Annotated in this window: 22 protein-coding genes and 1 tRNA gene; 11 read left to right on the top strand and 12 right to left on the bottom strand. The window is 66.1% G+C overall.

All coding sequences use genetic code 11. The annotated features are described in order from the left end of the window. Nucleotides 1-17: 17 nt before the first annotated feature. Complete coding sequence (locus tag Q0105_RS11415) at nucleotides 18-734, bottom strand: 3-oxoacid CoA-transferase subunit A (protein WP_298211817.1); 717 nt, start codon at nucleotides 732-734, stop codon at nucleotides 18-20. 91 nt (nucleotides 735-825) lie between these two features. Between Q0105_RS11415 and Q0105_RS11410 the strand changes: the two genes are divergently transcribed. Beyond that, nucleotides 826-1,626, top strand: a complete 801-nt coding sequence (locus Q0105_RS11410; protein ID WP_298211816.1) for an IclR family transcriptional regulator C-terminal domain-containing protein — start codon at nucleotides 826-828, stop codon at nucleotides 1,624-1,626. A 65-nt stretch (nucleotides 1,627-1,691) separates the two neighbouring features. Here the strand turns inward: Q0105_RS11410 and Q0105_RS11405 are convergent, their stop codons facing one another. Further along, complete coding sequence (locus Q0105_RS11405; RefSeq protein ID WP_298211815.1) at nucleotides 1,692-1,913, bottom strand: hypothetical protein; 222 nt, start codon at nucleotides 1,911-1,913, stop codon at nucleotides 1,692-1,694. A gap of 191 nt (nucleotides 1,914-2,104) precedes the next feature. Between Q0105_RS11405 and Q0105_RS11400 the strand changes: the two genes are divergently transcribed. Beyond that, entirely contained in the window at nucleotides 2,105-2,539 is a 435-nt protein-coding gene (locus tag Q0105_RS11400; protein WP_063458898.1) for a DUF1841 family protein, read from the top strand. 16 nt (nucleotides 2,540-2,555) lie between these two features. Here Q0105_RS11400 and Q0105_RS11395 read toward each other — a convergent pair whose 3' ends face one another. Both Q0105_RS11395 and Q0105_RS11390 read right to left on the bottom strand, forming a co-directional pair. Next, nucleotides 2,556-3,818: a putative Na+/H+ antiporter gene (locus Q0105_RS11395; protein WP_298211814.1), complete on the bottom strand. Its 1,263-nt coding sequence runs from the start codon at nucleotides 3,816-3,818 to the stop codon at nucleotides 2,556-2,558. Nucleotides 3,819-4,029: 211 nt separating this feature from the next. Then, the gene (locus Q0105_RS11390) at nucleotides 4,030-4,692 is read right to left on the bottom strand and encodes a c-type cytochrome (RefSeq protein ID WP_298211813.1); all 663 of its coding nucleotides are present in this window, start codon (nucleotides 4,690-4,692) and stop codon (nucleotides 4,030-4,032) included. 106 nt (nucleotides 4,693-4,798) lie between these two features. Between Q0105_RS11390 and Q0105_RS11385 the strand changes: the two genes are divergently transcribed. The 7 genes from Q0105_RS11385 to Q0105_RS11355 all read left to right on the top strand — a co-directional run bounded on the left by Q0105_RS11385 (nucleotide 4,799) and on the right by Q0105_RS11355 (nucleotide 14,232). After that, the gene (locus tag Q0105_RS11385) at nucleotides 4,799-5,653 is read left to right on the top strand and encodes a MoxR family ATPase (protein ID WP_298211812.1); all 855 of its coding nucleotides are present in this window, start codon (nucleotides 4,799-4,801) and stop codon (nucleotides 5,651-5,653) included. Nucleotides 5,654-5,666: 13 nt separating this feature from the next. Further along, entirely contained in the window at nucleotides 5,667-5,903 is a 237-nt protein-coding gene (locus Q0105_RS11380) for a hypothetical protein (RefSeq protein ID WP_298211811.1), read from the top strand. A 14-nt stretch (nucleotides 5,904-5,917) separates the two neighbouring features. After that, nucleotides 5,918-6,517: a GNAT family N-acetyltransferase gene (locus tag Q0105_RS11375; protein ID WP_298211810.1), complete on the top strand. Its 600-nt coding sequence runs from the start codon at nucleotides 5,918-5,920 to the stop codon at nucleotides 6,515-6,517. A 21-nt stretch (nucleotides 6,518-6,538) separates the two neighbouring features. Continuing rightward, the gene (locus tag Q0105_RS11370; protein WP_298211808.1) at nucleotides 6,539-7,726 is read left to right on the top strand and encodes a VWA domain-containing protein; all 1,188 of its coding nucleotides are present in this window, start codon (nucleotides 6,539-6,541) and stop codon (nucleotides 7,724-7,726) included. 273 nt (nucleotides 7,727-7,999) lie between these two features. After that, entirely contained in the window at nucleotides 8,000-9,850 is a 1,851-nt protein-coding gene (locus tag Q0105_RS11365; protein ID WP_298211854.1) for a BamA/TamA family outer membrane protein, read from the top strand. Nucleotides 9,851-9,855: 5 nt separating this feature from the next. Beyond that, on the top strand, nucleotides 9,856-14,103 hold the full coding sequence (locus tag Q0105_RS11360; protein WP_298211807.1) for a translocation/assembly module TamB domain-containing protein: 4,248 nt from the start codon (nucleotides 9,856-9,858) through the stop codon (nucleotides 14,101-14,103). 54 nt (nucleotides 14,104-14,157) lie between these two features. After that, a tRNA-Arg gene (locus Q0105_RS11355) sits at nucleotides 14,158-14,232 on the top strand. Nucleotides 14,233-14,377: 145 nt separating this feature from the next. Here Q0105_RS11355 and Q0105_RS11350 read toward each other — a convergent pair. Beyond that, a complete protein-coding gene (locus Q0105_RS11350) occupies nucleotides 14,378-15,268 on the bottom strand; it encodes an EamA family transporter (protein ID WP_298211804.1) in 891 nt (296 codons plus the stop codon). Between the two features lie 87 nt (nucleotides 15,269-15,355). On the opposite strand from Q0105_RS11350, the gene Q0105_RS11345 reads away from it, so the two are divergent. Next, nucleotides 15,356-15,847 carry an Lrp/AsnC family transcriptional regulator gene (locus Q0105_RS11345; protein ID WP_298211803.1) on the top strand — a complete coding sequence of 164 codons (492 nt, stop codon included), beginning with the start codon at nucleotides 15,356-15,358 and terminating at the stop codon, nucleotides 15,845-15,847. Here the strand turns inward: Q0105_RS11345 and Q0105_RS11340 are convergent, their stop codons facing one another. Genes Q0105_RS11340 through Q0105_RS11325 form a run of 4 tightly spaced genes read right to left on the bottom strand, consistent with a single transcriptional unit; the run spans nucleotide 15,848 to nucleotide 20,356 of the window. Further along, nucleotides 15,848-16,840: a 2-dehydropantoate 2-reductase gene (locus Q0105_RS11340; protein WP_298211802.1), complete on the bottom strand. Its 993-nt coding sequence runs from the start codon at nucleotides 16,838-16,840 to the stop codon at nucleotides 15,848-15,850. A 44-nt stretch (nucleotides 16,841-16,884) separates the two neighbouring features. Beyond that, a complete protein-coding gene (locus tag Q0105_RS11335; protein WP_298211801.1) occupies nucleotides 16,885-18,315 on the bottom strand; it encodes a phospholipase D-like domain-containing protein in 1,431 nt (476 codons plus the stop codon). Further along, on the bottom strand, nucleotides 18,312-19,700 hold the full coding sequence (locus Q0105_RS11330; protein ID WP_298211800.1) for an ATP-binding protein: 1,389 nt from the start codon (nucleotides 19,698-19,700) through the stop codon (nucleotides 18,312-18,314). Before Q0105_RS11330 ends, Q0105_RS11335 begins: the two co-directional genes overlap by 4 nt. After that, complete coding sequence (locus Q0105_RS11325; protein ID WP_298211799.1) at nucleotides 19,697-20,356, bottom strand: response regulator transcription factor; 660 nt, start codon at nucleotides 20,354-20,356, stop codon at nucleotides 19,697-19,699. The genes Q0105_RS11330 and Q0105_RS11325 overlap by 4 nt, the downstream gene beginning before the upstream one ends. Before the next feature lie 312 nt (nucleotides 20,357-20,668). Here Q0105_RS11325 and Q0105_RS11320 point away from each other — a divergent pair, with 312 nt between their 5' ends. Then, complete coding sequence (locus Q0105_RS11320) at nucleotides 20,669-21,796, top strand: ABC transporter substrate-binding protein (RefSeq protein ID WP_298211798.1); 1,128 nt, start codon at nucleotides 20,669-20,671, stop codon at nucleotides 21,794-21,796. Between the two features lie 32 nt (nucleotides 21,797-21,828). Here the strand turns inward: Q0105_RS11320 and Q0105_RS11315 are convergent, their stop codons facing one another. The 3 genes from Q0105_RS11315 to garD form a co-directional block, all read right to left on the bottom strand. After that, entirely contained in the window at nucleotides 21,829-23,343 is a 1,515-nt protein-coding gene (locus tag Q0105_RS11315) for a DegQ family serine endoprotease (protein WP_298211797.1), read from the bottom strand. Between the two features lie 119 nt (nucleotides 23,344-23,462). Next, entirely contained in the window at nucleotides 23,463-24,452 is a 990-nt protein-coding gene (locus tag Q0105_RS11310; RefSeq protein WP_298211796.1) for a catalase, read from the bottom strand. Between the two features lie 74 nt (nucleotides 24,453-24,526). Next, complete coding sequence (garD, locus tag Q0105_RS11305; protein ID WP_298211795.1) at nucleotides 24,527-26,101, bottom strand: galactarate dehydratase; 1,575 nt, start codon at nucleotides 26,099-26,101, stop codon at nucleotides 24,527-24,529. Nucleotides 26,102-26,125 lie beyond the last annotated feature (24 nt).

The raw sequence follows: 26,125 nt of genomic DNA, 5'->3' as shown, positions 1-26,125 counted from the left end.
TGCGCTAGATGGCATTTTTACTCCGATCTCTTGAAACCACCCGCCTGCGTGGCCGTGCGCCCGATCTTCACGACGTGGCTCACGTAGATGCCAGGGGTAACGATGGATTCGGGGTCCAGCGTGCCCAGATCCACTACCTCGTGCACGGTGGCGACGGTGGTCTTGGCGGCGGTGGCCATCACGGGGCCGAAGTTGCGCGCCGACATGCGGTAGGTGAGGTTGCCCCAGCGGTCGCCCTTCTCGGCCTTGATGAGCGCCACGTCGCCGTGGATGGGGTACTCGAGCACGTAGTGTTTGCCGTTGATCTCGCGCGTCTCCTTGCTGGACCCGTCTGCGTTGCGGGCCAGCTCGGTGCCATGGCCCGTGGGGCAGAAAAAGGCGCCAATGCCCGCGCCCGCTGCGCGCAGGCGTTCGGCCAGGTTGCCCTGGGGCACGAGTTCGAGCTCCAGCTTGCCGCTGCGGTACAGCTCGTCGAACACGTAGCTATCGGTCTGGCGCGGAAAGCTGCAGATGATCTTGCGCACCTGACCCGCCTTGAGCAGCGCGGCCAGGCCCTGGTCGGCGTTGCCTGCGTTGTTGTTCACCACGGTGAGGTCGCGCGCGCCGTGGGCGATGAGCCCGTCGATGAGCTCGCCGGGGATGCCGGCTGTGCCGAAACCCCCAATCAACACCGTGGCACCATCCTTCACTCCCAAAAGGGCCTGGGCCACCGAGTCCGCCAATTTGTTGATCATCGAAACGCTTTCGTGATGTCTCAGATTTCGGGTTAGAATTTGTTCGCTTATAGAACAAATGTTCGCATAAAGAATTATAGAGGGCCGCCGCATGAATCCCGAAACGCTCCCCACCAAAGACCCCAAACCCAGCGACAGCTATGTGCAGTCGTTCGCGCGTGGGCTGGAGGTAATCCGCTCGTTCAGCGCCAGCGCGCCGCAGCAAACGCTGAGCGAGGTGGCTGCGCGCACGGGCCTCACGCGGGCAGGGGCGCGGCGCATCCTGCTCACGCTGCAGACGCTGGGGTATGTAGAGACGGACGGCAAGCTATTTCGCCTGAGCCCGCGCATCCTGGACCTGGGGTTTGCCTACCTCTCGTCGCTGCCGATCTGGAACCTGGCCGAGCCGGTGATGGAAGACCTGGTGGAAGAGGTGCGCGAGTCGTCATCGGCCGCCGTGCTCGACGGCCTCGATATCGTCTATGTGCTGCGCGTGCCCACGCACAAGATCATGCGCACCAACCTGGGCGTGGGCTCGCGCCTGCCCGCCCCCTGGACGTCGATGGGCCGCGTGCTGCTGGCCGGGCTGCCCGATGAGGAATTGCAGGCGCGCCTGGCAGAGCACCCGCTCACGCGCCACACCGAGCACACGGCCACCGACCTGCCCACGCTGCTGGCACGCATCCGCGCTGCGCGCCAGCAAGGCTGGTGCCTGGTGAACCAGGAGCTGGAAGAGGGATTGATCTCGATCGCCGCGCCGCTGGCCGACCGCACAGGGCGCACCGTGGCCGCGCTCAACATCAGCGGCCAGGCCAACCGCACCAGCGCGGCCATGATGCAGGAGACGCTGCTGCCCGCCCTGCTGCGCGCGGCCAAGACCATCTCGCGCATGATGGGTGCGCCACGGGGTTGAGGGCGAACACTCAAAAAAAAGAAAAGACGAAGGGCGCATTCAGCGCCCTTCGTCTTTCATTCATGTCAGCGCTTGCGAAAGCCCAGCACCAGCACTACGCCACCCAGCACCATGGCGCCCAGGCTGATCCACTGCGGGATGTTGACGGATTCCTTCTCCTTCACCGTCAGCTCCAGCGGGCCCAACTTGGCCTGCGTGGTCTCCTTGGTGAAGCTAAAACCCCCGGTCAAAAAGCCCGCCAGGCCCAACACCAGCAGCAAGGCCCCGACGATTCGCATTGCAGTCATGACACATCTCCCACATGCCGGGTGGTTCGTAAAGAATCGGCAGAGCGGACCCGGCTTCCTCTGCGCACCGCCACTGTAGGAGCACCCAGGCCCCGCGCGCGTAGGACGCCGCCGCAGCACCACGTAGCGCAAGGTAGCGCAACCGTCCCCGCAGGCCATGGGCCCATGGCCTGCGTGCTAACCTTCCCGCCATGTTCAGCCCCTCTCAAGCCGACGTGCGCCGCTTTCTCTGCGGTGTGCACGCCAAGACCCAGAGCGGCGCTCCCATGGAGGCCATCGAGACGCTGGCCAGCCTGTGGATCGCCGAGCACCCCGAATACCACGCCGACCTGTCCGACGCCGACGCGGCCGTGGCGCGCAATTACGACGAAACACCTGGCCAGACCAACCCGTTTTTGCACCTGTCCATGCACCTGTCGATCAGCGAGCAGTGCAGCATCGACCAGCCCCGTGGCATCCGCCAGGCGGTGGAACTGCTGACGGCGCGCCTGGATTCGTTGCACGACGCGCACCACGCGGCCATGGACTGCCTGGGCGAAATGCTGTGGGAGAGCCAGCGCGCAGGCCGCCCACCCGACGGCGAGGCCTACATCGCCTGCGTGCAGCGGCGCGCTACGCGGGACTGACGCCCCGCGCACGGCGTCACAACAGCTTGAACGCCAGCACCGCCACCAAGGTGGGTGGCAGCGCCCCCAGCAGCAGGCCCAGGGGGTTGATGGCGCTGTCGGTGAACTTCTCCTTCAAGATCGCCGCCCCGGCAGGGTTCGGCGCATTGGCGATCACCGTCAACCCACCGCCCGTCACCGCACCAGCCACCAGCGCCACCTTGAACTCGTGGCTCAAGCCCTCGACCAGGGAGCCCAGGTAGGTGAGCGCCGCGTTGTCGGTAAACGCCGTCAACGCAGCGGCACCAAAGAACACCGCATTGGCGTCCATCTTCATCAGGATGGGCTGCAGCCACCACTGCTGCAGCCCCCCCAGCACCACCAACCCCGCCAGGAAGAAGGCCACCAGCAGGGCCTCGCGCAGGATCAGCGGGTTTTGATGGCGCTGGTAGGCCGTGGTGAACCCCAGGAAAAACAGGAAAAGCCCCATGAACACCGCAGGGTGGTGCGCAAACAGCACCACCAGCGCCAGAAACACCAGGTGCACCACGATGACCGACAGTGGCACGGGCGAATCCTCCACCGCCACCTTGCGGCCCATGTGCCCGACCTGCTTGCGAAACAGCAGGGTGGCAATGGTGGCATTGACGATCACGGCGATGGCGGCTTTCCAGCCGAAGTTGGAAATCATGAACCACAGGTCCCAGTCCCACTGGGCGGCCACCATCAGCACGGGCGGCGCGGCAAAAGGCGTCAAAGTGCCGCCGATCGAGATGTTGACGAACAACACGCCGATGGTCGAATACTTGAGCTTGCTCGACAGGGGCTGAGAAAACAGGATGTCGCGCAGCATCAGCGCGGCCAGCGTCATCGCGGCGGGCTCGGTGATGAACGAGCCGAGTAAGGGCACCACCGACAACACCAAGAAGTACATGGCCGTGCCGCGCTGAAAAGGCATGCACTTCGCCAACCCGCGCACCACCGCACCCGACAGTTGCAGGATGGGCCGCGTGGCCGCAATCACCATGATGGCAAACACAAAAAGCGGCTCGGTGAAATTGCGGCTGTCCAGATAGTCCGTGGCCTGCTGTTTTCCGCTGATGGCGAACATGAACAGCATCAGGATCAAGGCCCAGAAGCCGAAGACCACTTCCACCTCACCCAGCAAATGCCAAATGCCCGCATGCCGTGGCCGCGTGTGGGCCAGGTGCGTGAAATACTTGGTGGAGAAAGTGTGCAGGATCGCCAGTCCGAACAGGATAGCGCCGATCGCCTGGATCAGGGTGGGGGAAGATTGCATCAGTGGTCGCAGTCAAGCCGCGAGGCGGCCCGACCAGCGCATGAACCTGCCGAATCACCATGACTGCGACACCCACGCCAATTGTAGGGGCTCCCCCCAGAGCCCCTTGTAGGAGCAAGGCGCATTCGTGCCAGCGCGGACAAAGAAACGCAACGCCCACAAAAAAGCCCGCCAATGGCGGGCTCTGGGTTTTTGGCGCGATGCCGCCCGGTCAGCGGAAACGCGACTGGGGCACCGTGTGCAGATCGCTTTCCAGGCTGCCCAAGTAGTTGGACAGCGCCTTCAACTCGGCGTTGGTGAACTGCTTGGCCACACCACCCATGATGGCGTTGCTGCGGCCCACGTTGGTGTTCTTCTCCACCTTGTAGGACTTGAGGGCCACGAACAGGTAGTCCGCATGCTGGCCCGCGATCTTGGGGTAAGAAGGATCGATGGGCTTGGCGAAGTTGTCGCCGTGGCAGGACACACAAGCGCCCTTCTTGAGCAGCTCGGCCACTTGCACGCTCGGCTCGCGGGTGGGCTTGGCAGGCAGTTCGGCGCCGGTCTTGCCGTGCTGCTCGTAGTAGGCAGACACATCGGCGATGTCTTTTTCGCTCAGCGACTCCGCAATGCCACGCATGGTGGGGTGCTTGCGTTCGCCCTTTTGGTAAGCCACCAGGGCTGCTGCGATGTACTTGGCGCTCTGGCCAGAGATCATCGGCACCTTGTGCACCTCAGGAAAGCTGGCCTGGTAGCCAACAATGCCGTGGCAGCCAATACACATGGCAATCTTTTGCTTGCCGGCTTCCACGTCGCCTTTGGCTTCCTGGGCGTGGGACAAGGCGGTCACGGAAGCGACAGCCAGGGCAAATAGCGTGGTCAACGTTTTGTTCATTTTGCGCGCACAATCTCGTGGAAGTTCAGCTCTGGGCTCTGATCAGCCGCCGATTATAGCCAGCGCCCTGTCAAGCCCATCCATCAACGATCCGGTGTTTTCCCCCATGAAATTCCAAGGCTCCCAGAACTACGTCGCCACCCAAGACCTGATGCTCGCCGTTAATGCCGCCATCACACTGCAGCGGCCGCTGCTGATCAAGGGGGAGCCCGGCACGGGCAAGACGATGCTGGCCGAGGAAGTGGCCCAGGCCCTGGACATGCCCCTGCTGCAGTGGCACATCAAGTCCACCACCAAGGCGCAGCAGGGCCTGTATGAATACGACGCGGTGAGCCGCCTGCGCGACAGCCAGCTCAATGATGGCGACAGCGCCGAACGCGTGAAGAATATCCGCAACTACATCATCCAGGGCGTACTGTGGCAGGCCTTCACGGCCGACCGCCCCGTGGCGCTGCTGATCGACGAGATCGACAAGGCCGACATCGAGTTCCCGAACGACCTGCTGCGCGAAATCGACCGCATGGAGTTCTACTGCTACGAAACACGCGAACTCATCAAGGCCAAGCACCGCCCGCTGGTGTTCATCACGTCGAACAACGAAAAGGAACTGCCCGACGCCTTCCTGCGCCGCTGTTTCTTCCACTTCATCAAGTTCCCCGAGGCCGACACGATGCGCCAGATCGTGAACGTGCACTTCCCCACGCTCAAGGCCGACCTGCTGGGCGTGGCGATGAAGACCTTCTACGATGTGCGCAACCTGCCAGGCCTCAAGAAGAAGCCCTCCACCAGCGAACTGCTCGACTGGCTCAAGCTGCTGGTGGCCGAGGACATCCCGCTCACCGCCCTGCAAAGCGCCGACAACAAGGTGTCCGTGCCGCCGCTGGTGGGCGCGCTGCTCAAGAACGAGCAGGACGTGAGCCTGTTCGAAAAGCTGGTGTTCATGAACCAACGGAACCGATAAGTAGTCCCCCGCAATGACCCAACCCACAACCCCTTCCCTGGCCGACGGCATCGCCGACGCCGTTGGCTTTGTCGGCGGTGCCCTGGCCGGTTTCTGGCTGGGCCAGTGGCTGGGCCTGGACATCTTTGCACCGGGCTACGGCAACACAACCCTGATAGGTATCGCCCTGGTAGGCCTGGGCGGTGGCCTGGGCCTGCATGCCGCCAAACGCTGGCAGGCCAGCCGCCGCGGCAAACCCTCCAAAGACTGAAGAGACCCGAGACCATGGCCTTTGTAGAACCCGTCATCCTGAGCAACCGGGGCGTGCGCCTCGAACCCTTGGCGCTCTCGCACGAAAAAGGCCTGGCCGCCGCTGCGGCGGATGGCGAGCTGTGGAAGCTGCGCATCACTTCCGTGCCCGAGCCAGAGGACACCCGCGCCTACATCGAGACCGCACTGAAAGGCCGGGAAGAAGGCCACCGTTTTGCGTTCGCCGTGGTGGATGAGGCCACTGGCAAGGTGCTGGGCAGCAGCAGCTACCACGACATCCTGCCCGCCGTGCGTCGCGTGGAGATTGGCTACACCTGGTACTGCCAGAGCGTGCAACGCACGCACGTCAACACCACCTGCAAACTGCTGATGATGGGCCACGCCTTCGACACCCTGGGTTGCCACGTGGTGGGCTGGCGCACCGACAACTACAACTTTGCCTCGCAAAAGGCCATCGAGCGCCTGGGCGCCCAAAAGGATGGCGTGATCCGAGGCCACGCGCTGCGCCGCGACGGCACCATCCGCGACACGGTGATGTACAGCATGCGCTCGGGCGAATGGCCCGAGGCCAAAGCACAGTTGCTATATCTTTTAGAGCGGAATACGCACATCTGATAAGCGCCAGAGGCCAAAACCATGCTCATCGACTTCTTCTACACCCTGCGCTCGGCCAAGTTGCCGGTGTCCGTGAAGGAATACCTCACGCTGCTCGAAGCCCTGCAGGCTGGCGTGGTCGGCCCCAAGTCCGATGACGCATGGAGCCTGGACGATTTCTACAACCTCTCGCGCCTGACGCTGGTCAAGGACGAAAAACACTACGACAAGTTCGACAGAGCCTTCGGCGCCTACTTCAAGGGTGTGGAGATGGTGGCCGACTTCACCAAAGAGATCCCCGCCGACTGGCTGCGCAAGATCCTGGAAAACGAACTCACGCCCGAGCAGAAGGCGGCCATCGAGAAGATGGGCTGGGACGAGCTCATGGAGACGCTCAAGAAGCGCCTTGAAGAACAAAAAGAGCGCCACGAAGGCGGCAACCGCTGGATCGGCACGGGCGGCACCAGCCCATTCGGCCACGGCGGCTACAACCCGCAGGGCATCCGCATCGGCGGCGCGGGCAAGAACAAGAGTGCCGTGAAGGTGTGGGAGCAGCGCGCCTACAAGGACTACGACGACCAGCAGGAACTGGGCACGCGCAACATCAAGGTGGCGCTGCGCCGCCTGCGCAAGTTCGCGCGCGAAGGCCATGAGCTGGAGCTGGACCTGCCCGACACCATCCGCAGCACGGCGGCCAATGCGGGCTACCTCGATATCAAGATGGTGCCCGAGCGGCACAACAACGTGAAGGTGCTGCTGTTGATGGACGTGGGCGGCACCATGGACGAACACATCCAGCGCGTGGAAGAACTCTTTTCCGCCGTCAAAACCGAGTTCAAGCACCTGGAGTTCTACTACTTCCACAACTGCGTGTACGACTTCATGTGGAAGAACAACCGCCGCCGCTTCGCGGAGAAATTCCCCACCTGGGACATCATCCGCAAGTACAACAAGGACTACAAGCTGATCTTCGTGGGCGACGCCACCATGAGCCCCTACGAGATCCTGCAGCCCGGCGGCAGTGTGGAATACAACAATGAAGAAGCGGGCGCCGAGTGGATACAGCGCCTCACCCACGCCTTCCCCAAACATGCGTGGATCAACCCCGAGCCCCAGGGCGTGTGGCAATACCGACAGAGCATCAGCATCATCCAGCAACTGGTGGGCAACCGCATGCACCCGCTGTCGCTCAAAGGGCTCGAAGAGACGATGCGGCTGCTGTCAAAATAGGCCACTCCATCTCCTGCCAGTGGCTTGGGGCCCATGCAGACACCGGCATGGCAAAAAACCGGACGGATTGAGTGACTTTGTCTGACAGGCGGTCTGCGATTTTCCGGGCATAGTGTGGCGACGTGGTGGCAGGCGCCACCGCGCGCCCCTCTTTCTTATTTCTTTGTTGCCAGGCCCTTCATCCTCCCTTCTACCGTGATTTTTCGCGCCCTGAGTTCTATCGCCATCCTCCCAACGCCGGCCCGATGGTCGGCGTTGCTGCTTTTCGGCGCGATGGGCCTTCAGGGCTGCAGCCTGCTGCCTTTGGGGAACAACAACAAGGATTTGGCGAGCGAAGAATCCGGCGCTACCACCTCCGAGCCCGCATCCCCATCGTTTGCCGTGGACGTGCGCGCGCCCAACAAGGCCGTGCGCGAACTGCTGGAGCGCCACCTGGAGCTGCTGCGTTTTCGGAATCTGCCCGATCTGCAGGCCAGCGAGTTGCAGCGCCTGCTGGGCGCCACCGACGCCAACGCCCGCGAGCTGCTGGGCACCCTGGGCTACTTCGCGCCCACCATCACGGTGGAGCTGACCGAAACGCCTGAAAACACCACCACCCCACGCACCGTCACGGTGACCGTGGAACCCGGTCCGCAGACCCACATCGCCAGCGCCGACATCACCGTGGCCGACCCCGCCGCCACATCCACATCCACCACCGATGCGGACGCAGCCAGCCACGCACGCCAGCAGCAGCGCGTGCAGCGCAACTGGTCGCTCGCCCCCGGACAGCCCTTCACCCAGTCTGCCTGGGACGACGCCAAGGCCGACGGCCTGCGTCGGCTGCAAGCGCGGCGCTACCCCACGGCGCGCATTGCCCACAGCCGGGCCGAGGTCGATGCCGATAAGCACCAGGCACAGCTCAGCGTGGACTACGACCCCGGCCCCGTTTACCGCTTCGGCCCGCTGCGTGTGGAAGGCAGCCAGCGCTACGACAGCGATGGCGCGCGGCGCCTGGCGCGCCTGCCCACGGGCGCCGTGTACGACGAGGCCGAGATGCTGGACGCCCAACTGCGCCTTGCCAGCAGCGGTTACTACGACTCCGTGTTCCTCACGCTCGACACCGAAGGCACCGAGCCACTGGCCGCGCCCGTGGTCGCCCAGGTGCGCGAGGCGCAGTTGCAAAAGCTGGTGTTCGGGCCTGGCTTCTCCACCGACAGCGGCGCGCGCCTGTCGCTGGAGCACATCCACAACCAGATGCCGGGCCTGGGCTGGCGCGCCGTCACCAAGCTCGCGCTCGACCGCGAAACCAAACTGGCCAGCACCGAGTGGACCGATCTGCCCAACAACAACGGCTGGCGCTGGTTCGCGGGCGGCCAGATGCAGCGCGAAGCCACCGGCGACTACGACGTCAACAGCGCCCGCCTGCGCGCGGGCCGCAGTAAAACCACCAAGAGCATCGACCGCAACTACTTCCTGCAGTACGACTACGCCAACAGCCAGGGGGTGGATGCCCCCGTCACCAGCACCGCGGTGAGCGTGAACTACGGGTGGACCGGCCGCTACTTCAACAACCCCACCGCCCCCACGCGCGGCCATGGCCTGGCCGTGGAGCTGGGACTGGGCACCACGCTGCGGCCCGAGCGCGACCCCTTTGTGCGCACCCTGCTGCGCTGGCAGTCCTTCATCCCTGCCGGGCGCGTGGTGGACGACGCAGGCACAGGCCGCAACGCCCGCATTTCGCTGCGCGCCGAGACAGGCGCCGTGTTCGCCCGCGAAGGCGCGGAAATCCCCGTGACGCAGCTCTTTCTGACCGGCGGCGACACCACCGTGCGCGGCTATGGCTACCGCAGCATCGGCGCGCGCACCAACAACGGCCAGCTCTACGGCGGCCGCTACATGGCGGTGGGCAGCGTGGAATGGCAGCGCCCCATCGTCTATGGCGGCGCGATGACCGACTGGGAAAGCACGCTGTTCATCGACGCGGGCGCGGTGGCCGACCGCACCGGCGACCTGAGCCCGCGCGTGGGCGTGGGCGCTGGCGTGCGCTGGCGCAGCCCCGTGGGCCCGCTGCAGGCCGATCTGGCCTACGGTATCAAGACCCAAGAGGTGCGCCTGCACCTGCGCCTGGGGTTCAGCTTCTGATGGCGATGAACACACCGACCCCGCCCACCAGGCCCCGCCCCCGCGCGTCGGATTTCAGCGCCGGGTCGTCGTCGGCCCGGCGCCCGCCACCACCACAACGCCCACGGGCCACCCGCGTGCTGCGTGCCCTGGGCAGGCTGCTGCTGGTGCTGGCCGTGCTGCTCATCACCGCTGCAGCGCTGCTGTGGTGGTGGACGGGCAGCAATACATCGCTGGCCACCGTGCTCGCCAAAGCCGCGCAGGCCCTGCCCGCAGAGCAAAAGCTCGAAAGCCGCGACACCACAGGTTCGCTGCGCAGCGGCGGACGCATTGGCTGGCTGCGCTGGAGCAGCCCCAGCCTGACGGTGGAAGTGACCGACCTGCGCCTGGGCTGGCAACTGGCCCTGCCTGCCCTGCTGCAGCGCCGCCTGGAGCTTGGCGAAGTGCATGCAGCACGCGTGCAACTCACCCCCCTGCCCACCACCGAACCCTCGCCCCCCCCCACGCCCCTCACCGAGCTGGTGCTGCCGCTGCAACTGAGCGTGCCGTTTCGCGTGGACCAGTTGCAATGGGCCGGGCCGCCTGCCGTAGAGGCCCTGGGCCTGGAGGGCGACTACCGGTTCGACGGCCGCCAGCACCGGCTGAACATCGGCGGTGTGGAGCTGGCCCAGGGCCGCTACAGCGCGCATGCCGCGCTGGACGCCCTGGCCCCTATGGCCCTGAACGTTACCGTGAACGGAGACATCCACACCGCTGTCCCCGGCGGCGGCGCAGACCTGCACCTCGGCGCGCAGGCCACGTTGCAAGGCACGCTGGCCACGGCCGATGCGCAACTGCAGCTACAGGCCCAGGTCACCCCTGCGCCCTCCGCCAACGATTCCATGCAAGCCCAGGTGCAAGCCGCGCTGGCCCCCTGGGCGCCGCAGCCCCTGCAGTCGGCCAGCGCCACGCTGCAAGCCGTCAATCTGGCTGCGCTGTGGCCGCAGGCCCCCGCCACGCAACTGCACGGCACGGTGCAGGCCGGGCCCACGCCGGGCACGGCCGCAGGCTGGAGCCTGCAGGCACAGTTGCGCAACAACCTGCCCGGCCCCTGGGACCAGGCACGCCTGCCCCTCACCGCCCTGCAGGCCAGCGCCCACTACGACGGCACGCGCTGGACAGTGCCCAGCGCCACGCTGCAGGTCGGCGCGGGCAGCATCACGGCCCAGGGCCACTACACCCCCGCCACCCACGCTCTGGACGGCCAAGCCGAACTGCGCGCCTTGCGGCCCGATGCCCTGCACACCCTGCTGGCCGCCGCCCCGCTCTCGGGCCGCCTCAGCGCCCAAACGCAGGGCGATGGCGTGCGCTTCAGTGCCGATGTACGCGCCGCCGCGCCTGCAACCACCGAGAACGCTAAGCGCACGGCCCCGCTGCGCATCAATGCCTTCAGCACACAAGGCACATGGCAGGCCCCCGCCGGTGGCACCGTGCAGCTGGACCGCCTGCTGCTCGACGCCCTGCAGGCCCGCGTGGAGGCCACCGGCCTGCGCGTAGCGCTGGGCAATCAATCCGCTCAGGGCAAGATCAGCGTGACCGTGCCCGGAGCCACCGCACAGGCCCAAGGCACGCTGGCGGCCCAGACCGGTGCGGGCGACCTGCAATTGCAGTGGAGCGACCCCCAACGCACCCAGCGCTGGCTCACGGGCCTGCCGCTGGTCGGCGCGGACCTGCAGCGCACGCTGCAAGGCGCCAGCGCCCAGGGCGCGGCACAGCTCAGCGCCCGCTGGAAGGGCGGCTGGCAAACGCTGGCCCAGCAGTTGCAAGCCGCCAGCACTGGCAACGCGCTGCCCCGCAGCCAAAACACGTTCGAGCTGCAGGCCACGCTGAATGCGCCACAACTGGACCTGGCACTGCCCACCACCACCACGGAAGGCGGCGTGGCCAGCGGGACCGCCGCGCAAACCTTGCAATTGCGCGCCATCAAAGCCGAACTCTCGGGCAGCCTGGCCCAGGCCAGCCTCGCGCTATCGGGCGAACTGCGCACCCCCGCCCCCCAGGCCGCGCACGCCACGCTGCAGACCCGCATCTCTGGATCCCTGGCAGCCGCAGGGCAGTGGCAGGCGCAAATCCAGACACTGCGCCTGCAGGCGCAAGCGGCCCAGCGTCCAGGCCCCTGGGCCTTGCAACTGTCCGAACCCTTGAGCATGACGGTGCGCACCACATTCGCATCCGCCAGCCCCACCTCACCCGCCCTCAGCCTGCAGACATCGGCAGGCCAGGCGCGCCTCACCGGGCCCCTGCCCGGCACCGTGGCGCTACGCTGGTTGCCCGTGCGTTGGTCCCCTGCCGCCACGGGAGGCACACTGCCCCGGCTGCAGACCCAGGGCACGCTGCAGGGCCTGCCCACGGCCTGGGTTGATGCGCTGGGCCTGGGCGAAGAAACGCCCGCAACCTCCAGCAACGCAGGCCGCCGTCCCACCCAGCCGCTGCTGGCGCGCATGGGGTTGGCCAGCAGCATCGTGATCGACGGGCAATGGAGCGTGGACACCATGGGCGACACCCTGCGCGCCAGCGCCAGCCTGCGCCGCGCCAGTGGCGACCTGCGCATCCTGGCGGGCGACGCCACGGCCGTCACCGCCGTGCAGAGCCGGGGCCAGGGCACCGGCGCGGGAGCCACCACCGCCGTGGCCACAGAAACAAGCCAGGCCAGCACCCCAGGCACCCCGGCGGGCGTGCGCCAGGCGGAAATCTCTGTCGAAGCCGAAGGCGACGCTGTGCGCGCCCGCCTGGTCTGGGCCAGCGACCGCGCAGGAGAGATCGACGCCAGCGCCAACACCCGCGTCAGCATGCTCCCCGCCGCCGGTGCGGACCCCTGGGCCGCCAACGCCCCCCTGGCTGGCACCCTGCGCGCACGCCTGCCCGATGTGGGCGTGTGGTCAGCCCTGGCACCGCCCGGCTGGCGCGTGCGTGGCACGCTCGACGCCAGCGCCACACTGTCGGGCACGCGCGACGCCCCTCGCTGGGCGGGCACGCTGGGGGCCGACGACATGGCCCTGCGCTCGGTGGTCGATGGCGTGGACCTGCAGGGCGGCCGCCTGCGCGCCACGCTGCAGGGCAACCAGCTCAATATCACCGAGTTCCGCCTGCAGGGCGGGCACGGCAGCCGCGCACGCATCACAGGCTTCAGCGGCAACCGCACGGCAGCGCCGCAGGACGGCGGCACGCTCACCGCCACAGGCCGCATCACCTGGGGCGACAGCAGCGCAGCAGCGCGCACGGGGCAGTCGGGCATCGCCATGTCGCTGCAGGCCGAGGCCAAGGCCCTGCAGGTGCTGGTACGCGCCGACCGCCAGGTCAGCGTGTCGGGCAAATTGCAGGCGCAATTGCAGCAGGGGCAGATCAGCCTGCGCGGCCAGCTCACCACCGACCGCGCCACCATCATCCTGCCCGACGAATCGGCCCCCAGCCTGGGCGCGGACGTGGTGGTGCGCTCGGCCGTCAAAGACCGTGAAGCACAGGCCAAGGCCCAGGCAGCAGCCCAGGCCAACCAAGCTGCCGCCCAGGCAGAAACCGCCAAGCCCCCCGACATTGCCATCACCCTGAACCTGGGGCAGGACTTTGCGCTGCAGGGCCAAGGCATCACCACCCGCCTGACCGGCGAGCTGGACATTCGCAGCAGCGCCGTGCCCGGCGCCCCACCCCGCGTAACAGGCGAGGTGCGCACCGACCAGGGCCGCTACCGCGCCTGGGGCCAGGTGCTTGACGTGGAGACGGGCCTGATCCGCTTCAACGGCCCCTACAACAACCCCTCGCTCGACATCCTGGCGCTGCGCCCCAACATCAGCGTGCGCGCCGGGGTGCAAGTCACCGGCAGCGCACAGGCGCCGCGCGTCAAGCTCTACTCCGACCCCGACCTGCCTGACGCCGAAAAGCTCTCATGGGTGGTTTTGGGCCGCAGTGCATCTGCGGGCGGAGCCGAAGGCGCCATGCTGCAACAGGCCGCGCTCGCCCTGCTGGGCCGCAACGGCAGCAAAAACCCCACCGCCAACGCCGCCAGCCGCCTGGGCCTCGATGAAATCGGCTTCCGCGGCGCCGGTGACGACGCCAGCGCCGCCGCCCTCACCTTCGGCAAGCGCCTGTCCTCGGACCTGTACGTGACCTACGAACGCAGCTTGTCGGGCACGCTGGGCACGCTGTACATCTTCTACGACCTCTCACGCCGCATCACCCTGCGCGGGCAAACCGGCGAGAAGAGCGCGGTGGACATCATCTACACCGTGAAGTACGACTGAGGCCCACACCCCGGAAGGCATCCGCACCACCACTACAATGCCCGGCTGTCTCGCCTCCTCGTAGTTCAATGGATAGAACGAGTGCCTCCTAAGCGCTAGATACAGGTTCGATTCCTGTCGAGGGGACCAGATTCATGGTCAAAAAGGCCTCTAGCGCTTTATATACAAGCGCAAGCAGCTATAAAAAAAGTAGCGCTATCGCTACAAGGCTTCCGCGTTCAGATAGGCCGTCACCCAAAGGCCCGGGCACCATGGCCTTCCGTCCAGCATCCCATCATGCCGCCTGCGGCTGCTGCGCCCCCGCCGCCACTGGCCGCCCTGCAGTCATGGCGCTGCCCATCGACGCTGCCACGATGCATCCAATGGCCAGCCATTGGATGGCGCTCAGGTGCTCGCCCAGCAGGCCCATGGCCAGCACGGCGGCCACGGCGGGTTCCATGCTGATCATGATGCCGAAGGCCTCCTTGGGCAGGCGCTTCAGGGCCATCATTTCGAGCGATATCGGGATGGCGCTAGAGACCGCCGCCACCGCCATGCCGATGAGCAGCACAGCTGGCGACAGCAGTGCTGCGCCTGCGTGCACCACGCCCACGGGCACCACCACCAGGGCCGCCACCAACAAGCCCAGCGACACCGTATGCCCTGCGTGCAAATGCCCGGCGCGCTTGCCGAACACGATGTACAGCGCCCAGAACACGGCAGCGCCCAACGCGTACATCACGCCCACAGGGTCGAGCATGCTGCCGTTCAGGCCCAACGGCAACAGCATGCCCAGCCCGGCCATGGCCAACGCCACCCACACAAAGTCCACCGCGCGGCGCGACGACCAGATAGCCACAGCCAGCGGGCCCGAGAACTCAATGGCTACGGCCAGGCCAAACGGCAAGGTGCGCAGCGACAGGTAGAACATGAGGTTCATGCCCCCCAGCGCCGCGCCATACAGCGCGATGGCGCGGGCATCGGCCCGCGACAGGTGCCAACGCCAGGGCCGCCACAGCAACAGCACCAGCAGGGCTGCAAACCCCACCCGCACGGCCGTGGTGCCCTGTGCACCCACCAATGGAAACAGCCAGTGCTTGGCCCAGGAGGTGCCAATGCCCAGCGCGGTCACAGAGCCCAGGACGGCGAGGAAGGGGATAAAACGGTGGAATCGTGAAGCGCTCATGCATGAAAATATAGTGCGATCAGCGCATGCTTTTTGCTCGATTTTCAAGGTGTATGTGCAACTTTCGCTCACCTTACCGGAGTCCCTATGGCTGCTCCTTCTGCGCTCGACCACTTTGACCTCGCCATCCTGGACATCCTGCAGGCTGACAACACCACGCCCCAGCGCTTGATCGCGCAGGCGGTCAACCTGTCGGCGCCCGCTGTGCAGCGGCGCATCCAACGACTGAAAGACAGTGGCGTGATCCGGGCCAACGTGGCTGTTCTCGACCCGGTGAAGGTGGGTATGCCGTTGACCATCGTGCTCGAAATCCATCTGGAAAACGAGCGCCCCGACCGCACGGCGCCGCTGCGCGCGCGCATTGCGGCCGAAGACGCCGTGCAGCAGTGCTACAGCGTAACGGGCGAAGCGGACTATCTGCTGGTGGTGACCGTGGCGTCGATGGAAGACTACGAGGCGCTGACGCAGCGTTTGTTCGAGAGCGATGACAACGTGCGACGGTTTCGCACCTCGGTGGCGTTGGGCTGCCTCAAGACCGGGCTGCGCGTGCCGCTGGGCAAGGCTTTGCCAGCCGCCTGATCACAGCCCCAGCGCCTGGCGCATCTGCGTGCCCGACAGCCGCTGGCGCGGGCCGCCCAGCAGCTCGCACATGCGTGTGTTGAGCGGTGCGGCCATGGTGTGCTGCTGCGCCAGCCGCACCACCGCGCCACTGAGTGCATCGATTTCGGTCACGCGCCCGGCCTCCAGGTCGTCCCACATCGACGAGCGGGCCTGGGCATCGATCTGCAGCATGCGCTTTGCCAGGCGCATGAATAGCCAGTTGGGCAGCCGCAGCACATGGGGCATGAGCGTGGGCGAGACGGCCGTGACCTTGGCGGGCGTGATGCCCGCGCGTGCCATCACGCACAGGGCTTCGGACTGCAGTGCGGCGAAAACACGACGGTAGTCGCGGTCGAGCAGCTCTTGGCGCAAGGGCAAATCCGACAATGCATTGACAGGGTTGTTGAGATTGAGCAGCAGCTTGCCCCATTGCACGGCGCGCATGTCAGCAGGCAACACGGTGGCAAGGCCTGCGGCGTCGAGCAGCGGCGCGATGCGCTCTGTAACGGCATCACGCTGCAGCTGCAAGTGGCCAGCGGTGGCGCGGTGTACATGGGCGCCACGCAGCACCACGTTGTACGGCACCATGCCCGCCAGCACATTCAGGTCCGGTGCCAATGCCGCAACGCGGGCCACGTTGTCTACGCCATTCTGCAGCGAGATGACAGGCGTGCCAGACGCACAAACCGCTGCCAGCTCGCGCGCTGCGGCTTCTGTGGCGCCGCTTTTGACACAAAGCAGCACCACACTGCCAGGCGGGAGCTCGACCTCTGCCAAGGTGGCGGCCAATTGCAAGGCGCTGGGCGGCACCTGCTGATCAAACCCATCCAGGTCCGTCACCCGCAGGCCTTCTTGTGCGATGGACGCCAGCACGCGGGGTCGCCCCACCAGGCACACGGGATTCCCTTGCGCGGCCAGGCGCCCGCCCACATAGCAGCCAATGGCGCCTGCCCCCACGACGATGAAGTTCATGTGATGGTTCCCTGCACGGTGCTCATGGCATGCCGAACGGCCATCTATAGCTGAAAGCCCACGGACCGCACGATCCCTTCCCCCACATCGCGCATCCATGAGGGTTTGCGCGCCTGGAAAGGCTGGGCCTGTGCGATCTGCCCGTCACACCAGTGCGAGAGCCAGTCCAGCTCATCCTCACCATAAAACGCCGCCATGACCTCGTAGTTCAGGAACAGGCTGCGCGCATCCAGGTTCAGCGAACCCGAAAGCGCCAGGTCATCGTCGATGATCACGGCCTTGGCGTGCACCATTCCGGGTGCAAGCCACACCTGGGCGCCCGCCGCCGCCAGTTCGCGCAACGCACGCTCGCGCGCCCAATCGGCCAGACGGTGGTTGGACTGCCGGGGTACCAGCAGGCGAACCTGCACACCACGGCGGCAGGCCAGGCACCAGGCCTCCAGCAAGGCATCGTCAGGCACAAAATAAGGCGTGACGGCCACGATACGCCGCTGCGCCTGATAAGCGCCAGCCAGCAAAAGTGTGTGCACGGTGTCATCGGCATGGTCGGGCCCGCTGGGCACCCACTGGGCCCACGCATGCCCGGCGCCGCTGCTGGAGGCGAGCAGATTGTCGGGTGCCGGCGCTTGGGGCGCCGTCTCGGCCGCTGGGCCCGTGGGTCGGCCGCTGGCGGCCAGCCAGTCACCGGTGAACTGCGCTGCCGCCATCTCTGCCAGGGGGCCATGGACCTCATAGCTCAAGTCAACCCACGCAGGCCGTCCGGGCTTGCTGATGAAATACTCGACCGCCAGATTCCGCCCTCCACTCCACAGATACTGCCGGTCGGCAATCGCCAGCTTGCGGTGGTTGCGCAGGTTGGTGCGCCCCCGCATGGGATTGTGGAACAAGGGCATGAAGCGCTGAACCTGCACGCCGCCCTCCTGCAGTTGCCGCAGCATGCTTTGGGGCACATGCATGCTGCCCACCGCATCCACCAGCAGGCGCACCACCACACGCCGCTCTACAGCACGCAGCAGCGCCTTTGCCACCTGGTTGCCGATCTCGTCGTTGGCAAACACGAAGGTGCAGACGTCCAGGCTGTGCGATGCCGAATCGATGGTGCGCATGAGTCCGAGCAGTGCGGCAGCCCCATCGGCATGCCATCGGATGGATTGGTTGGGCACGGCGGGCGCCAGCTCCATGCATGCGAGAAGCTGGGTGGCCCACACCGCACTGGTGAAGGTCTCCCGGTCTGGAGAGGGCGCGGCCACGGCACCACGAGGGCGCCGCAAAGGGCGCACGAACTTCCGCGTGCCGATGAGCAGAAACAACGGCAGCGCCACATACGGAAACCCGACCATGGCCACCACCCAACCGAGCGCCGCAGATGGGTGCCTGCGCTGGTGCCCGATCCGCGTGGCCAGCACATACACCAGCAGGCCCGCCGTGGCCAAAACCGCATGCCCCAGGCCAGAGAGCACGGCAAACCAGGTCATACCGCAGCACCTCCTTCAAAACGTACTTCGACCCGCAATCCGCCCAGGCGGTGGGACGTGCCAAGCACCACCGTGGCCCCATGGGCCTGGGCAATGGTCTGCACGATGGCCAGCCCCAAGCCGCTGCCCGTGGCTCCGTCAGCCGTCTCCCGCACAAAACGCTGCATCACACGGGCGCGGTGCGCCTCGGCAATGCCGGGGCCGCTGTCTTCCACGGTCAGCAGCGCGCCCTGTGCGCCCTTGCCGCCAGCTTCATCTGTGCGCCGGATTTGCAGATCCACCTGGCCTCCTGGCGGTGTGTACTTGATCGCATTGTCGAGCAGGTTGCGCACCAGCATGCGCAAGGCTTCCGCATTGCCAGGCACCGAAACCGGGTCGGATTCGAGCAGCCCCAGGTCCATGGATCGTGTCTGTGCCGCAGGGGCCGCGTCGGCCAACGCAAGCCGTGCCACGGCCTGCAGGTCCACCGGCTCCATGCGCGCGGTGGGGCTGCCCACACTGGCCTCCTGGCGCGCCAGGGTCAAGAGCTGCTCCACCAGCCGCGTGGCCCGGTCGATGCCGGCCGACAAGCGGTCGATGGCTGCGGCGCGCGCGGCGCTGTCACCTGCACGCTGCAGGCCCTGCAATTGCAGACGCAGCGCGGCCAGGGGCGAGCGCAGTTCGTGGGCGGCATCGGCCACGAAGTGCTGCTGCGCATCAAAGGCACGCTGCACGCGCTCGAACAGCAGATTGAGCTCGCTCACCAGGGGCTGTACTTCGTCGGGCAACTGCGCATCACTCACGGGCGACAGGTCGTCGGCCTGGCGCTGTGCCAGTTGGCGGCGCACACGCTCTACCGGGGCCAGCGAGCGGCTCACGCCCCACCACACGGCCAACACCAGCAACGGCGCCATAAAGGCCAGCGGCGCCAGCGTGCGCAGCGCCAGGCTGCGGGCCATGTCGCGCCGCACGGCCATGTTTTGCGCCACCTGAATGACCTGCGAGCGCGTCTGCATCGAAAACACACGGTAAGTGCCGCCGCGCGCCTGCACGTTGGTAAAACCCAGCACGGCGATCTGCGGCAAGGCCGCACCCACAGCGGATTCGAAAATGCGCAGGCCCTCATTGGTCCAGACTTGCACGATGAATTCGTGGTTTTCGTCCTCGGGCGCGGGCGCAGTGCCGATGCCCTGCGCATCTGCGGGCAAGCCTGCGCGCAGGGCCAGCGCGGTTTGCTGCATGTGGTAGTCGAACAGCACATCGGCCTCGGCCAGCGCGCCGCGATAGGCCAGAGCACCCTGCACAGCCCCCGCGAGCACGATGGCCGCGAGCAGAAACACCAGCAGCCGCATGCGCAGGGAGCGCGGCAGCAGCGCACGCAGGGTCTGAATACGTCGTACCGTCATGCCTTCGGCACCAGGTAACCCACACCACGCACGTTGAGCAGCACCTCCGCCCCCAGTTTCTTGCGCAGGCCATGGACATAGACCTCCACTGCATTGCTGCTGACTTCATCGCCCCAGCCGTAGAGCTTGTCTTCGAGCTGCTGGCGCGACAGCACCATGCCGGGCCTGGCGATCAGCGGCTCCAGCACCGCCCATTCGCGCGCCGACAGCACCACCGGCACGCCTTGCACCGTGGCCTCGCGCGTGGCGGGGTTGATGCACACACCCTTGTGCTCGTACACCGGCTCGGCCCGGCCCGCAGCACGGCGCAGCAAGGCGCGGATACGGGCCAGCAGTTCATCGAGGTCGTAGGGCTTGAGTACATAGTCGTCAGCCCCTGCATCCAGCCCCTCGATGCGCTGGGCCACGGCATCGCGGGCAGTGGCGACCAGCACAGGGGTGCGGTCCTTGCGGGTGCGCAGGTCGCGCAGCACGGCCAAACCATCGCGTTTGGGCAGGCCCAGGTCGAGCAGCACGAGATCGTAAGACTGGGTGCGCAGCGCTGTGTCGGCCGCGTCGCCGTCGCGCGCCCAGTCCACAGCGTAATGTTCGGCGCGCAGCAGGTCTTGCACAGCTTCGCCGATCATGGGGTCATCTTCAACTAACAACAGGCGCATGGCTGCCAAGCATAGCCAATGGTGAGGTGGTGCGCCCAGCGGGAGACAGCCATCCTCCAAACTCGAAAGTCATGGGGTTGCCAAGCCTCATAGCAGGTTTTGAACCGTGCAGATCAGCAACGGTTGCTAGCGAACAACGCCGCATATTTCTGTCACCCAAGTGACACCTTAAATGATAGGGTCTCGCTCATCAAAACTTGTGCGAAATCAAATAACCCGCAGATTTTCCGGGGTGAGCTCACGCCTCAACCATGGGAAATGCGCGATTTGGCTCCGCTTGACAAGAAAAAGTAACAACAAAAGGAGCACTCCATGATCAATCGCCGTCTCTGGTGCCAAGGCGCCGCCGCCACCGTAGGCCTGTCGTCCCCCTTGCTTGCCGCCGCTGCGGATGAGTGGGTGGTGGCGCAGATCGGGCCGTTCACGGGTATTCCGGTGAAGGATGCCAGCCAGCTCTACGAAGGCGCCCAGGCCTGCTTTGCACAGATCAACGCACGCGGCGGTATCGGCGGGCGGCGCATTCGCTTCTTCTCGCTGGACGACGGCTACACCACTGACGGCTTCGCGCAGCGTTTTCGCGAAGCCGTGCAGCAAAAGGCTGTGGCGCTGCTCAGCCCCGTGGGGTCGATCCTCATCAAGCACATGCTGACCGAGAAACTGCTGGACCAGACCGACCTGCTGGTGCTCAATGCCGTGCCGGGTGCCGAGAGCTTTCGCGAGCCCGGACACCCGCAACTGATGCACGTGCGCGCGGGCGACCGCCAGCAGATCGAAAAGGTTTTTGCCCACGTCAAGACCGTGGGCCAGGTCCGGGTGACGGTGCTGCACCAGAACATCCCCACCGGCATCTCCGGCCTGGCCATGGCCAAGGCGGCGGCGGAACGCGCTGGCGTGACCATTGAGGCCGTCGAGGCATCGGAAGAACCCGCATCGCTGAAAGCTGGCGCCGCCAAGGTGCGCGGCCTCAACTCCCAAGCCACGCTGGTGCTGGGCGCGCCCTGGTTCATGGCCAATGGCATCGCCCAGTTGCGCAGCGCGGGCGTCACGCATTCGCTGTTTGCGCTGTCGTATGCATCCCCCGCACTGGTCAACAAGGCCACCGAGCAAAACGGCCGTGGCGTGGCCCTGGTGCAGACCTTTCCCAACGCCACGGGCATCGTGCTGCCTTTGCAACGCGACTTCCAGGCCGCCATGCTCAGCGCGCATCCCAAAATCACCGAGTACGCTCAATTTCACCTCGAGGGCTACGTGGTGGCCCGCGTGTTCGCCGAAGCGGCCCGCCGCGCAGCCAACCCCAGCGGCCCCGCCTTGGCCAAGGCGCTGCGCGCTGCCGGGCCCCTGGACATTGGCGGCTTCGCGGTCGATTTTTCACGCGGGAACACGGGTGGCACGTATGTGGACATCGGCATCCTGGATTCGCGCGGACGGCTGAAGTATTGATGGTGGGCGCCCGCTCGGCCCCACCATCTCACTCAACCCAGGCGCACCGGCACAAAGATCTTGTCGCCATTGCGCTCGATAAGCAGCGCCACCGATTTGCCCGCCTTGGCCATGGCTGAGCGCACCTGCTCGATGTCCTTGGCAGGGGCTCCGTTGATGGCCAGCAGCACATCGCCTGGCTGCACGCCAGCCGCTGCGGCGGGGCCGCGCGCCTGCTCGATCACCAGGCCTTCGCTCACACCTGCGTCGCGACGCTCCTGAGGCTCCAGCGGCCGCAGTGACAGGCCCAGCTGCCCCTTGCCCACGGCATCGTCATTGCGGGCCTGTTTGGTGGCCTTGTCGCTGGCATCGCCCAGGGTGGCGGTCAACTCCAGAGGCTTGCCCTGGCGCCACACCGACAGGCGAGCCTGCTGCCCCGGCAGAGCCTGGCCCACCCAGGCGGGCAGATCGCCAGACGCGACGATGGGCTGACCATCCACCTGGCGGATCACGTCGCCGGGCTGCAGGCCCGCTTTTTCGGCAGGACTGCCCTTGGTAACGCTGGCTACCAGCGCGCCTTCGGGCTTGTCGAGCTTGAACGACTCGGCAAAGGCCTGGTTGACCTCTTGCACAGCCACGCCCAGTTGTGCATGCCGCACCGTGCCCGTGGCCACAATCTGGTCCTTGATCTTGGCGGCCAGTTCAATGGGGATAGCAAACGACACGCCCTGGTAGCCGCCCGAACGGCTGTAGATCTGCGAGTTGATGCCCACCACCTCGCCACGGGCATTGAACAGCGGCCCGCCCGAATTGCCGGGGTTCACGGCCACGTCGGTCTGGATGAAGGGAACCAGGCTGTCGTCGGGCAACGAGCGGCCCTTGGCGCTGACCACACCGGCCGTCACGCTGTTTTCAAAGCCAAAGGGCGAACCGATGGCCAGCACCCACTCGCCCACCTGCAGGTCACGTGTGCTGCCCAAACGCACGGTGGGCAAGTCCTTGGCGTCGATCTTGAGCACGGCCACGTCGGTCTTGGGGTCGGAGCCCAGCACCTTGGCGCGGAACTCGCGCCGGTCGGTGAGCTTGACAGTGACATCGCTCGCGCCCTTGACCACATGGGCGTTGGTCAGCACCAGGCCGTCCGCGCTCACGATGAAGCCGGAGCCCTGGCCGTGCGTCGGCACGTTGGGCTGGCCCTGCACGCCCGCGCCGGGGATTCCGAATTGGCGGAAAAATTCGTAGAACGGGTCGCTCGGGTCCATTTGCGGGCCCCGGCGCTGGCGGGTGGCGGGCTGTCCCTCACCGTCCTCGTCGTCACCAGCCATGGCTGTCTTGCTGCTGCCCGTGACGCTGATGTTGACCACGGCCGCGCCGTTCTGCGCAGTGATCTGCGCAAAGCTGGGCAGCGCGGCGGCCGGGGCCATGGCTGCCTGCGTTGCGACGGGGGTAGAAGACGCAGACGCCAGTGCCGGGTGCCCGGCAATCAGACCGGCGCCCGTAGCGCCCACGGCCCCTGCGGCCACCAGGGCCAGGATCAAGCGGCGGGGGGTGGATGTGAGTGTGTTCATGAGGTTCTGCTTTCCAGTCAGTGGATGATGGAAAGCAGTGTGGGCGCCAACACTTAGACGAAACTTAGGTGCGCAATTGGGACGCGAGGGGCAGTTCCCCAGGTAAAAGAGGCACTGGGCTACGCCGCTCCGCGCCCCTGCTGGCTTTCAAAATACACCACCTTGCGGGCGCGCATCACATCGCCCAGCGGGCGGTGCGCCGCCAGCGCCTGCCAGGGATCGAACACAGCGGCCTCTACCCGTGCAGCCAGCGCCGGGTCGGCTGCAGTGTCTTGCACAGGCAAGGTCAGCCGCGCCACGGTGGTGTAGGGCGTGGGCCAATCCACACTGGCGTCTTCGATGGGGGTGGTGGCTTCGTCCACAAAGGGCTGCAACTGCAGATCCCACTGCAGGTCGTTCTGGCGCAGACGGCCCGAGAACTCTGCGCCCCAATCGTCCTGCGCCTGGGCCACTGGCGCGCCGTTGGATGCATGGGGTGCCAGGCGCACCCGCACCGCATAGGGCCCACACGCAATGGGCGCTGCGCTGTGCATGGCGTAGGCTGCAAAGCCACCAAAAGGCCGGCTGAAAGTCTTCGCCGCCTTGCCGATCTGCTTGAGAGCGCCCACCACCCCGTGGCGCTGAACCAGGAGCTTGAGCAGCGCGCCGCTGCCATGCGACGCCGCCACGACAAAGTCCACGAACTCGGCGCTCTGCGGGAAAGCAAATTTCTCCTGGTTGATGAGCGCGAAATCCTGGCTCTTGGCGGGCCCGTTGCCCAAAGCAGAGTCGCCCTGCACACCCAGAACACTGAAGGAAAAGCCCCGGATGTCGGGTTTGCGGTCAGGGGCGTCGTCCATGCCTCCGTTACTCAGGCGGACCAGCACATCGTGCTGCCCCGGCCGTGCAAACAGCCCGTGGGCCGCAAACGCAGGCAGGCCCTTCAGCACCTGCAACTGGCCGCGTGCGGCGGTGAGTTGCTTGCGATGCAAGGCCCTTCCCTTGCCATAGATCTGCGACTTGCGCGCTTGGAGTTCGGCAAACTGGCGTGCATACCCGGCAAAACGCTGTGCTTCGTCGGGGGCGACAACTTCTTTCCAATCGGTGCTCGGTGCGTGGGATATATCCATGGGTCACCTCCGTTGAATGCTGGTACGGCGACAGACCGGTAAAGCGGGTGCGCCAGCCCTCCGGCCAGCGCGCTTCAGGTCACCGGCGCGGGGTTGAACAACACCAACGCGTTGTGCAGCTTCCAGTGCTCGGCCCAGGTCTTCTTGCGGCCGCTGGCCACGTCGAGCAGCAGGTGGAACATCTCCCAGCCCAATTGCTCAATGCTGGCTTCGCCGTCGGCGATTTTGCCAGCGTTGATGTCCATCAGGTCATGCCAACGGCGGGCCAGGTCACTGCGCGTGGCGACCTTGACCACGGGGCATTCGGCCAGGCCGTAGGGCGTGCCCCGGCCGGTGGTGAACACATGCAGGTTCATGCCAGCGGCCAGTTGCAATGTGCCGCAGATGAAGTCGCTGGCGGGCGTGGCGGCATAGACCAGGCCGCGCTGATCGGGGCGCAGCTTCTCACCCGGTGCCAGCACATGCGAGATGGGCGCGGTGCCGCTCTTGATGATGGATCCCATGGCCTTCTCGGCGATGTTGGACAACCCCCCGGCCTTGTTGCCCGGTGTGGTGTTGGCGGCCCGGTCCACGCGGCCCCGGTCGAGATACTGGTCGTACCAGCCCAGTTCACGCACTATTGACTCTGCCACTTCGGACGTGGCGGCGCGGCTGGTGAGCTGCTCGACCGCATCGCGCACCTCGGTGTTCTCGCTGAACATCACCGTGGCGCCCGCACGCACCAGCAGGTCGGCGCAAAAACCCACGGCCGGGTTGGCCGTGACACCCGAGAAAGCATCGCTGCCGCCACACTGCACGCCCAACACCAGCTCGCTGGCAGGCAAGGTCTCACGGCGGCGGGCGTTCAGGCGCTCCAAATGTGGGCGAGCGCTTTGTACGATGTCATCCAGCATGGACATGAAGCCCACATGGTGGTCGGCCTGCAGGCACACCGTCTCGGGGCCAAGCGCTGCGTCGCGCTCGTCGGTGATTGGGAAGCTGTCCGGCGGCAACAAGCGGTCGGGCTGCAGTTTTTCACAGCCCAGGCTCACCACCATCACCTCGCCACCAAAGTTGGGGTTGAGGCTGATGTTGCGCAGGGTGCGGATGGGAATGATGGCGCCAGGCGCATCAATGGCCACGCCGCAGCCATAGGTGTGCTCCAGGCCGATCACGTCGTCCACCTGCTGGTACAGGGGCAGCAGCTCAGCCTTGATGCGGCGCACCGCCAGGGCCACCACACCCGCCACACATTGCACGGTGGTGGTGATAGCCAGGATGTTGCGCGTGCCCACCGAGCCGTCGGCATTGCGGTAGCCCTCGAAGGTGTAGCCCGTGAGCGGCTCCAGCACGGGCGGCTTGACGGTTGCCATGGGCAAGCCCTCCAGCGCGCGGGCTGAGGGTATTTGCAGCAGGCGTTCGTGCACCCAACTGCCTGCCGGTATGTCTTTCAGCGCGTAGCCGATGGGCACGTTGTAGCGGCGCACCACGCCGCCCTCGGCGATGTCTTGCAGTGCAACCTTGTGGCCCTGGGGCACCTTGTCGCGCAAGGTGACGCCCGCGCCCGGCACGCCTTCGGGTAGCACCGTGCCAACCGTCAAGCCGCCGTCGTTGGCAACAATGGCGACGTTGTCCTGCACATGCATGCGGATGGTGAGAGGTTCTCGCATCGGGTCGTTCACTTCATTTTCACT

It is taken from the genome of Acidovorax sp. (assembly GCF_027492855.1).
In the GTDB taxonomy this organism is placed as follows: domain Bacteria; phylum Pseudomonadota; class Gammaproteobacteria; order Burkholderiales; family Burkholderiaceae_C; genus Acidovorax.
This window is presented reverse-complemented; position numbering and strand designations above follow the sequence as displayed.

Bases quoted from the DNA above. Each gene is read 5' to 3' on its own strand.
- Q0105_RS11410 (WP_298211816.1), top strand. From the start codon at position 826: ATGAATCCCGAAACGCTCCCCACCAAAGACCCCAAACCCAGCGACAGC.
- Q0105_RS11365 (WP_298211854.1), top strand. From the start codon at position 8,000: ATGGGCCTTCAGGGCTGCAGCCTGCTGCCTTTGGGGAACAACAACAAG.
- Q0105_RS11375 (WP_298211810.1), top strand. From the start codon at position 5,918: ATGGCCTTTGTAGAACCCGTCATCCTGAGCAACCGGGGCGTGCGCCTC.
- Q0105_RS11415 (WP_298211817.1), bottom strand. From the start codon at position 734: ATGATCAACAAATTGGCGGACTCGGTGGCCCAGGCCCTTTTGGGAGTG.
- Q0105_RS11320 (WP_298211798.1), top strand. From the start codon at position 20,669: ATGATCAATCGCCGTCTCTGGTGCCAAGGCGCCGCCGCCACCGTAGGC.
- Q0105_RS11315 (WP_298211797.1), bottom strand. From the start codon at position 23,343: ATGAACACACTCACATCCACCCCCCGCCGCTTGATCCTGGCCCTGGTG.
- Q0105_RS11350 (WP_298211804.1), bottom strand. From the start codon at position 15,268: ATGAGCGCTTCACGATTCCACCGTTTTATCCCCTTCCTCGCCGTCCTG.
- Q0105_RS11335 (WP_298211801.1), bottom strand. From the start codon at position 18,315: ATGACCTGGTTTGCCGTGCTCTCTGGCCTGGGGCATGCGGTTTTGGCC.
- Q0105_RS11325 (WP_298211799.1), bottom strand. From the start codon at position 20,356: ATGCGCCTGTTGTTAGTTGAAGATGACCCCATGATCGGCGAAGCTGTG.
- Q0105_RS11310 (WP_298211796.1), bottom strand. From the start codon at position 24,452: ATGGATATATCCCACGCACCGAGCACCGATTGGAAAGAAGTTGTCGCC.
- Q0105_RS11340 (WP_298211802.1), bottom strand. From the start codon at position 16,840: ATGAACTTCATCGTCGTGGGGGCAGGCGCCATTGGCTGCTATGTGGGC.
- Q0105_RS11385 (WP_298211812.1), top strand. From the start codon at position 4,799: ATGAAATTCCAAGGCTCCCAGAACTACGTCGCCACCCAAGACCTGATG.
- Q0105_RS11370 (WP_298211808.1), top strand. From the start codon at position 6,539: ATGCTCATCGACTTCTTCTACACCCTGCGCTCGGCCAAGTTGCCGGTG.
- Q0105_RS11345 (WP_298211803.1), top strand. From the start codon at position 15,356: ATGGCTGCTCCTTCTGCGCTCGACCACTTTGACCTCGCCATCCTGGAC.
- Q0105_RS11405 (WP_298211815.1), bottom strand. From the start codon at position 1,913: ATGACTGCAATGCGAATCGTCGGGGCCTTGCTGCTGGTGTTGGGCCTG.
- Q0105_RS11390 (WP_298211813.1), bottom strand. From the start codon at position 4,692: ATGAACAAAACGTTGACCACGCTATTTGCCCTGGCTGTCGCTTCCGTG.
- Q0105_RS11360 (WP_298211807.1), top strand. From the start codon at position 9,856: ATGAACACACCGACCCCGCCCACCAGGCCCCGCCCCCGCGCGTCGGAT.
- Q0105_RS11380 (WP_298211811.1), top strand. From the start codon at position 5,667: ATGACCCAACCCACAACCCCTTCCCTGGCCGACGGCATCGCCGACGCC.
- Q0105_RS11400 (WP_063458898.1), top strand. From the start codon at position 2,105: ATGTTCAGCCCCTCTCAAGCCGACGTGCGCCGCTTTCTCTGCGGTGTG.
- Q0105_RS11395 (WP_298211814.1), bottom strand. From the start codon at position 3,818: ATGCAATCTTCCCCCACCCTGATCCAGGCGATCGGCGCTATCCTGTTC.
- garD (WP_298211795.1), bottom strand. From the start codon at position 26,101: ATGCGAGAACCTCTCACCATCCGCATGCATGTGCAGGACAACGTCGCC.
- Q0105_RS11330 (WP_298211800.1), bottom strand. From the start codon at position 19,700: ATGACGGTACGACGTATTCAGACCCTGCGTGCGCTGCTGCCGCGCTCC.